This window comes from Pedobacter sp. (genome assembly GCF_035566355.1).
Classification (GTDB): domain Bacteria; phylum Bacteroidota; class Bacteroidia; order Sphingobacteriales; family Sphingobacteriaceae; genus Pedobacter.
On record NZ_DATMRL010000360.1, the window covers coordinates 1 to 7347 of the forward strand.

General features: G+C 41.9%; 6 protein-coding genes. 5 read left to right on the forward strand and 1 reads right to left on the reverse strand.

All coding sequences use genetic code 11. The annotated features are described in order from the left end of the window. From VNZ46_RS13760 to VNZ46_RS13780, 5 genes are all read left to right on the forward strand, one after another. On the forward strand, nucleotides 1–592 hold a 592-nt coding region (locus tag VNZ46_RS13760; RefSeq protein WP_325560664.1), incomplete at its 5' end, for a glucoamylase family protein. Nucleotide 593: 1 nt separating this feature from the next. Further along, nucleotides 594–2345 (forward strand): family 43 glycosylhydrolase, encoded by a 1752-nt coding sequence (locus tag VNZ46_RS13765; protein ID WP_325560665.1) that lies wholly within the window; start codon nucleotides 594–596, stop codon nucleotides 2343–2345. Nucleotides 2346–2349: 4 nt separating this feature from the next. Then, nucleotides 2350–3012 (forward strand): GDSL-type esterase/lipase family protein, encoded by a 663-nt coding sequence (locus VNZ46_RS13770; RefSeq protein ID WP_325560666.1) that lies wholly within the window; start codon nucleotides 2350–2352, stop codon nucleotides 3010–3012. A 33-nt stretch (nucleotides 3013–3045) separates the two neighbouring features. Further along, complete coding sequence (bglX, locus tag VNZ46_RS13775) at nucleotides 3046–5343, forward strand: beta-glucosidase BglX (protein ID WP_325560667.1); 2298 nt, start codon at nucleotides 3046–3048, stop codon at nucleotides 5341–5343. 86 nt (nucleotides 5344–5429) lie between these two features. Further along, nucleotides 5430–6218, forward strand: coding sequence for an alpha/beta hydrolase-fold protein (locus tag VNZ46_RS13780; protein ID WP_325560668.1), 789 nt, complete (start codon nucleotides 5430–5432; stop codon nucleotides 6216–6218). A 205-nt stretch (nucleotides 6219–6423) separates the two neighbouring features. Here VNZ46_RS13780 and VNZ46_RS13785 read toward each other — a convergent pair whose 3' ends face one another. Continuing rightward, complete coding sequence (locus tag VNZ46_RS13785; RefSeq protein WP_133782442.1) at nucleotides 6424–7149, reverse strand: YebC/PmpR family DNA-binding transcriptional regulator; 726 nt, start codon at nucleotides 7147–7149, stop codon at nucleotides 6424–6426. Nucleotides 7150–7347: the final 198 nt, after the last annotated feature.

Genomic DNA, 7347 nt, shown 5'->3' on the forward strand with positions numbered 1-7347 from the left:
TGATATAAAAGTTGAAGGTCATCCGATACAGTTAGATTATCAGGGTGCTAAGGGTTCTGTAGGACCACTTTTCTGGGCACACTATTCTTATTTAGGCCTAGATCCTAAGGGATTGAAAGACCAGTACGCAGATTACTGGCAAAACAATGTAAATCAAACTCTGGCCATTCGCGATTATTGCGTGGCCAATCCAAAGAAATTTAAAGGTTACGCAGCAAACTGCTGGGGCCTTACTGCCAGCTATTCGGTAAACGGATATGCTGCACACAGTATTAATGAAGATTTAGGGGTCATTTCTCCTACCGCAGCATTATCTTCTATTCCATATACACCAAAAGAATCTATGCAGGTGATCAGGCATTTATATGAAGACATGGGTGATAAAATCTGGGGTGAATATGGCTTTTACGACGCTTTTTCTGAAACGGATAATTGGTATCCAAAAAGATATTTAGGTATAGATCAGGGGCCTATTGTGGTGATGATCGAAAATTATAGAACAGGTTTGCTCTGGAAATTGTTTATGAGCAGCCCGGAAGTACAAAAAGGATTAAATCATTTAGGTTTCACCAGCCCTTCTTTAAAGCCTTAACATGGATATAAGGAAATATATTACGGTTCTGTTTTGCCTGCTTGGCTTTTACACAGCTGCTATGGCCCAGCATCAGCAGCAAACTTATTGTAATCCCATTAATCTGGATTATGGCTATACCCCTATTCCCAATTTTGCGGAGCAGGGGAAACACCGTGCCACTGCAGATCCGGTTATTGTAAATTATAAAGGCGATTATTATTTGTTTTCGACCAACCAATGGGGTTACTGGTGGAGCAATGACCTGTACAACTGGAAATTTGTCTCCAAATCTTTTTTAAGGCCGGAACATAAGGTCTATGATGATCTCTGTGCCCCCTCTGTCTGGATACAGGGGGATACGATGCTGGTTTTCGGTTCTACTTATTCCCGTAATTTTCCCATTTGGATGAGTACCAATCCTAAGGCAAATGAATGGAAGGAAGCCGTTCACGAATTTGAAATCGGCGGTTGGGATCCTGCACATTTTGTAGATGAGGACGGGAAACTATATATGTATAACGGGAGCAGCAATGTTTATCCTTTGTACGGCGTGGAACTGAACCGAAAAACTTTCCAGCCGGTTGGTACAAGGAAGGAGCTTTTACTTTTAAACCCGGAGCGTTTTGGCTGGCAGCGATTTGGTGAACACCTGGACAACACTTTCCTGGATCCTTTTATGGAGGGGGCCTGGATGACCAAATACCATGGGAAATACTATCTGCAATATGGTGCCCCTGCAACCGAATTCAGTGGCTATGCTGATGGTGTAGCCATTGGGACAACACCGCTTGGGCCCTTTGAACATCAGTCTCTTCCTTTTTCGTATAAACCTGGTGGATTTGCACGTGGTGCAGGACATGGGGCTACTTTTCAGGATAAATGGAGCAATTACTGGCATGTATCTACTATGGTCATCGCCGTCAAAAATAATTTTGAGCGCCGTATAGGGATCTGGCCCGCAGGCTTTGATAAAGACGATGTACTATATATGGACGCTGCCTTTGGCGATTACCCACATTACCTTCCAACTCAGGCAACAGATCATCTGACCAGTGGCTTCACAGGCTGGATGCTGCTGAATTACAATAAACCTGTACAGGTATCTTCCACTTATGGAACCTATACAGCCAATAATGCTGTTGACGAAAGTATCCAGACCTACTGGAGTGCAGCAACGGCAAACAAAGGGGAATGGATTCAATCTGACCTGGGCAGGCTTTCTACCCTGCGTGCCATCCAGATCAATTATGCAGACCAGGATGCGGAATTCTTGGGGAAACAACAGGGCATTTATCATCAGTATAAGCTCTGGTATTCCGAAGATGGTAGGAAATGGAAAGTTCTGGCCGATAAAAGCAAGAATAAAACGGATGTTCCCCATGATTATATAGAGCTGGGGCTACCGGTTAAGGCACGTTTTGTAAAGCTTGAAAATATTCATATGCCTACGGGAAAATTTGCCATTAGCGGATTACGTGTTTTTGGCAATAGTGATGTTCCAAAACCAGCAGCCGTTAAAGGCCTGGTGGTACTGAGAACAGAAAAAGACAAACGCAGTGCCTGGATCAAATGGACAGGCAATAAAGATGCTTATGCCTATAATCTTTATCTGGGCACATCGCCGGATAAACTCTACAACAGTATTATGGTTTACAATGCCAACGAATACTGGTACAAGGGTATGGACAAGGAAAAGCCTTATTACTTTAGCATTGAGGCCATAAATGAAAATGGTGCTTCTGAACGAAGCCCCGTAATGAAAGTAAATTAAGTTTATGATGAGACGATTTTATTTTTCAATCATGACTTTGCTGATCTTTGCCGGACAGCAAACGATAGCGCAACAAAAACCTGCATTCTGGAAAGAGATCCAGGATTTTAAACACAGAGACAGTATGGCCATGCCGGCAAAAAACGGCATCTTGTTCGTTGGCAGCTCTTCCTTTACCAAATGGACAGATCTGGAAGCTGCTTTTAAAAACTATGGTGCCATAAACCGTGGCTTTGGGGGCTCTACACTGGCACAGGCCGATTTTTATATTGCAGATCTCGTCTATCCGTATCAGCCAAGACAAGTCGTGATTTACAGTGGAGAAAATGATATCGCAACCGATGGTGTAAGTGCAGAAGAAACCTTAAACCGTTTTGCTACTTTCTTTACCCATATCCGTAATAAATTTGCTGATGTTCCGGTATTGTATATCTCTATAAAAAACAGTCCGTCGAGGGTTCAATATGCGGAAACGATGATACATACCAATGCGCTCATTAAGGAATACCTTGGTCATTATAAGAATACCCGTTTTGTAGATGTAAATAGCAAAATGCTGAAAAATGGCCAGTTAAGACCTGAGCTTTTTCTGGAAGACATGCTGCATATGAAGCCGGAGGGTTATACCATCTGGATTAAAGAGATTACACCCTTATTGATTAAATAAAAAGAACACACATATAAAAACAATTATATATTCATGAAAAAAGCGACCTCCTTATTCTTAGTGGCTGCGCTCTTTAGCTCAAGTGCTGTATTTGCGCAGAAGAAAAAAAACACAGCCACTGCCGATCAGAAGATGAATTCCTATATCAATAATCTGATGTCTAAAATGACACTGGATGAAAAGATCGGCCAGTTGAACCTGCCTTCGGTAGGATTTGATGTTACAGGTCCTATACTCAGTCAGGGTGTAGATGAAAAAATTGAAAAGGGGCTTGTTGGTGGGGTTTTCAATACTTATACACCGGCAGCTGTTAAAAAACTACAGGACCTGGCCCTCCAGAAATCGCGTCTAAAGATTCCTTTGCTGTTTGGTTATGATGTAGTCCATGGCCATAAAACCATTTTCCCGATTCCATTGGGTTTAAGCGCAACATGGGACATGAGCCTGATTGAAAAGAGTGCCCGTATTGCGGCAAGGGAAGCCAGTGCCGATGGATTGAACTGGACCTTCTCTCCTATGGTAGATATTGCAAGAGATCCTCGCTGGGGACGTATGTCTGAAGGTTCTGGAGAAGATCCTTATTTAGGTTCCCTGATTGCAAAGGCTATGGTGAAGGGTTATCAAACCAATGACCTGTCTAACAGGGATGCTATATTGGCCTGCGTAAAACACTTTGCGTTATATGGCGCTGCGGAAGCTGGAAGGGATTACAACTCTACAGACATGAGCCTGAACAAAATGTACAATGATTATTTTCCTCCTTATAAAGCGGCAGTAGATGCTGGTGCAGCCTCTGTGATGGCCTCTTTCAATGACATTAACGGAACACCGGCTACGGCCAATAAATGGTTAATGACTGATGTACTGCGTAAGCAATGGGGCTTTAATGGTTTTGTGGTGACAGATTATACTGGAATTCCGGAATTGATTGCTCATGGTCTGGGTGATTTAAAAACCGTTAGTGCCCTGGCCCTGAATGCAGGTGTTGATATGGACATGGTTGGCGAAGGTTTTTTAGGTACACTGAAAGAGTCTCTGAAAGAGAAAAAGATCAGCATGGCAACAATTGATCAGGCTTGCCGCAGGATCCTGGAAGCCAAATATAAATTAGGTTTATTTGAAAATCCTTACAGATATATCAGTGAAGAACGCGCACAGAAAGAGATCTTAAGCGACAACAACAGACTGGATGCGAAAGCCATTACCCGTGCTTCACTGGTTCTGTTAAAAAACAACAATCATGTTTTACCGTTAAAAGGTAATGCAAAAATTGCGCTGATTGGTCCTTTGGCAGATAACAAACGGGATATGATTGGTAACTGGAGTGCGGCAGGCGATTGGAAAAAAGCGGTTGGTATTCTGGAAGGTTTGAGAAGATATGCACCCCAGATGGACATTACCTATGCTAAAGGCGCTAACCTGGTTGATGATCCTTCCATCCTAAAACAGATCAACAATAATGGTGCTGATATCGTAGCTGATGAGAAATCTCCGGAACGTTTGATTGAAGAGGCCGTATCTGCAGCTAAAAAATCAGATGTTGCTGTGGTGGTACTGGGCGAAAGTGCAATTATGGGTGGAGAAGCCACCAGCCGTACCAACCTGGACTTACTGCCTAACCAGAAGGCTTTGTTAAAAGCCATTACCGCAACAGGAAAACCGGTTGTACTCTTGTTAATGAACAGCCGCCCGCTAACCCTGGAATGGGAAGATACCAATGTAACTGCCATTCTGGAAACCTGGTTTGGTGGTACAGAAGCTGGAAATGCCATTGCTGAGGTGCTGGTTGGAAATTATAATCCAGCTGGAAAACTGACAGCTACTTTTCCAAGAAGCGTAGGACAAATCCCATTGTATTACAACCACAAAAGCACTGGCCGCCCATATGTTGGAGATCCGCTGGATAAATTCAAATCGCGCTATATTGATAGCCCTAATGACCCGCTGTATCCTTTTGGTTACGGTTTAAGTTATACTACTTTCAGCTATTCGCCTGTTTCACTGAATGCTAAAGTAATGAGCCCGGCAGGTAAATTACAGGCTTCTGTTCAGGTAACCAACAGTGGTGATTATGATGGCGAAGAAGTGGTACAAATGTATATTCAGGACATCTATGGTTCGATTACCCGTCCGGTTAAGGAACTGAAAGGTTTTCAAAAGATATTTCTTAAAAAGGGAGAAAGTAAAACCGTTACTTTCTCTATTGGAATAAATGATCTGAAGTTCTACAATGCAGAATTGAAATATGCAGCTGAACCAGGTGATTTTAAAGTTTTTATTGGCACAAACTCCAGGGATGTTGCAGAAGCTTCATTCACTTTGGTTAAATAAAAGTCAATATTTTATTAAATTGGTTAAAACCCGGCAAAATATCTGCCGGGTTTTTTATTTTTATTGGAAATTGATTAAATACATTTATGAAACCATCTCATCTTATATTAACTGTTCTATTTGCTGTTGCAGGATTGCAGGCAGGGGCGCAGGATTTTAGTAAATACGACAAAGGTTTGTATCTGAATAAAAAAGATACACTGGCGTACCGGATCCTGTTTCCGGAGAATTTTAATCCGCAGCAAAAATATCCGGTGGTTTTCTTTTTGCACGGCAGTGGAGAACGTGGAAACGATAACCAAAAACAACTGGTTCACGGAGGTAAGCTGTTTCTGAATAAAGACTTGCGTAAAAAGTTCCCGGCTATTGTGCTTTTCCCACAGTGCCCTGAAAAGGATTTCTGGTCAAATGTTCAGTTTAGTGAGGACAAAACAGGTAAGGACCGGTTTAATTTCCAAAAAGGCGGAAAGCCGACAAAAGCCATGCACGCTTTATTGGGCATGATAAAGAATATACTGGATAAGCCTTATGCTGACCGCAATCAGGTTTATATCGGAGGACTATCTATGGGTGGTATGGGAACTTTTGAAGTTCTGAGAAGGGAACCGAAGATGTTTGCCGCAGCCATTTCAATTTGCGGCGGAGATAATATTGCCAATGTGAACCGGTATAAAAAAGTTCCTTTGTGGATTTTTCATGGTGGAAAGGATGATGTTGTGAGTCCTGAGTTGTCGAAAGAGATTGCAGATCAGATGAAGATTATTGGAAAGGAAGTGAAGTATACTTTATATGCGGATGATAATCATAACAGCTGGGATTCTGCTTTTGCTGAACCCCAATTATTGCCGTGGTTGTTTTCTCACAAGAAGAAATAGGTTTAAGAAATCAATATACTCTTCAGAGGCTGGAATATTCGCGCTGAAAAAGCGCAAACAGTCCTAGGCCTCTTCTGAGTAATATTGATTTCTTTTAGGCGCTTTAACTGGGAGGTGAACATCCGTACATATTTCAAAGGGCTTATATAAAAAAAGGTGTCCATATTTTTTGGACACCTTTTTTCATTTTATGTATTCTGGAATTTTATTCCTCCATGTTGTGATATACAGCCTGTACATCATCATCTTCTTCTAATTTATCGATCAGTTTGAATACATCTGCTGCCTGCTCTTCAGTTACTGCAGTATGAGACAGGGCAATACGCTCCAGTTTCGCACTTTTCATTTCCAGTCCAAGGTCTTCCAGTGCTTTTTGCATTTTACCGAAATCTTCAAAAGCAGTTTGTACGACAGCGATGTCGTTTCCTTCTTCATCTGCCTCCAGATACAATTCTTCCAGACCTGCATCGATCAATTCAAATTCCAATTCTTCCAGGTCTTTTTCTCCGGGTAAAAATCTGAAGATGGATTTACGGTTAAAGATGAAGTCCAGGGAACCTGTTTTACCTAAAGTTCCCCCGGTTTTGTTAAAATAACTGCGCACATTGGCTACAGTTCTGTTGGTATTGTCTGTTGCTGTTTCTATTAAAACAGCAACGCCATGCTGTGCATATCCTTCGTAAACGTATTCTTCGTATCCGTTTTCATCCTTGTTGGATGCTCTTTTAATTGCTGCATCTACCCTGTCTTTAGGCATATTTACAGCTTTGGCATTTTGGATAGCGGTACGTAGACGTGAGTTGGTGTCTGGGCTAGGGCCACCATCTTTAACGGCCATCACGATCTCTTTACCAATACGGGTAAATTGAACGGCCATTTTTGCCCAGCGTTTAAATTTTCTTTCTTTTCTAAACTCGAATGCTCTTCCCATTGTTATTTATAAGCTTTAATTACTTACTACTTTTTAAGTTATCCAACATATCTATGGTCATTTTTGCCAGATCAAATTCCGGCTTCCATGCCCAGTCTTTCGCAGCAAAGCTGTCATCTATAGAGCGCGGCCAGCTGTTGGCAATTTGCTGCCGCGGATCATTTTCGGTGTAAGTTAATTTAAATTCCGGAATATGTT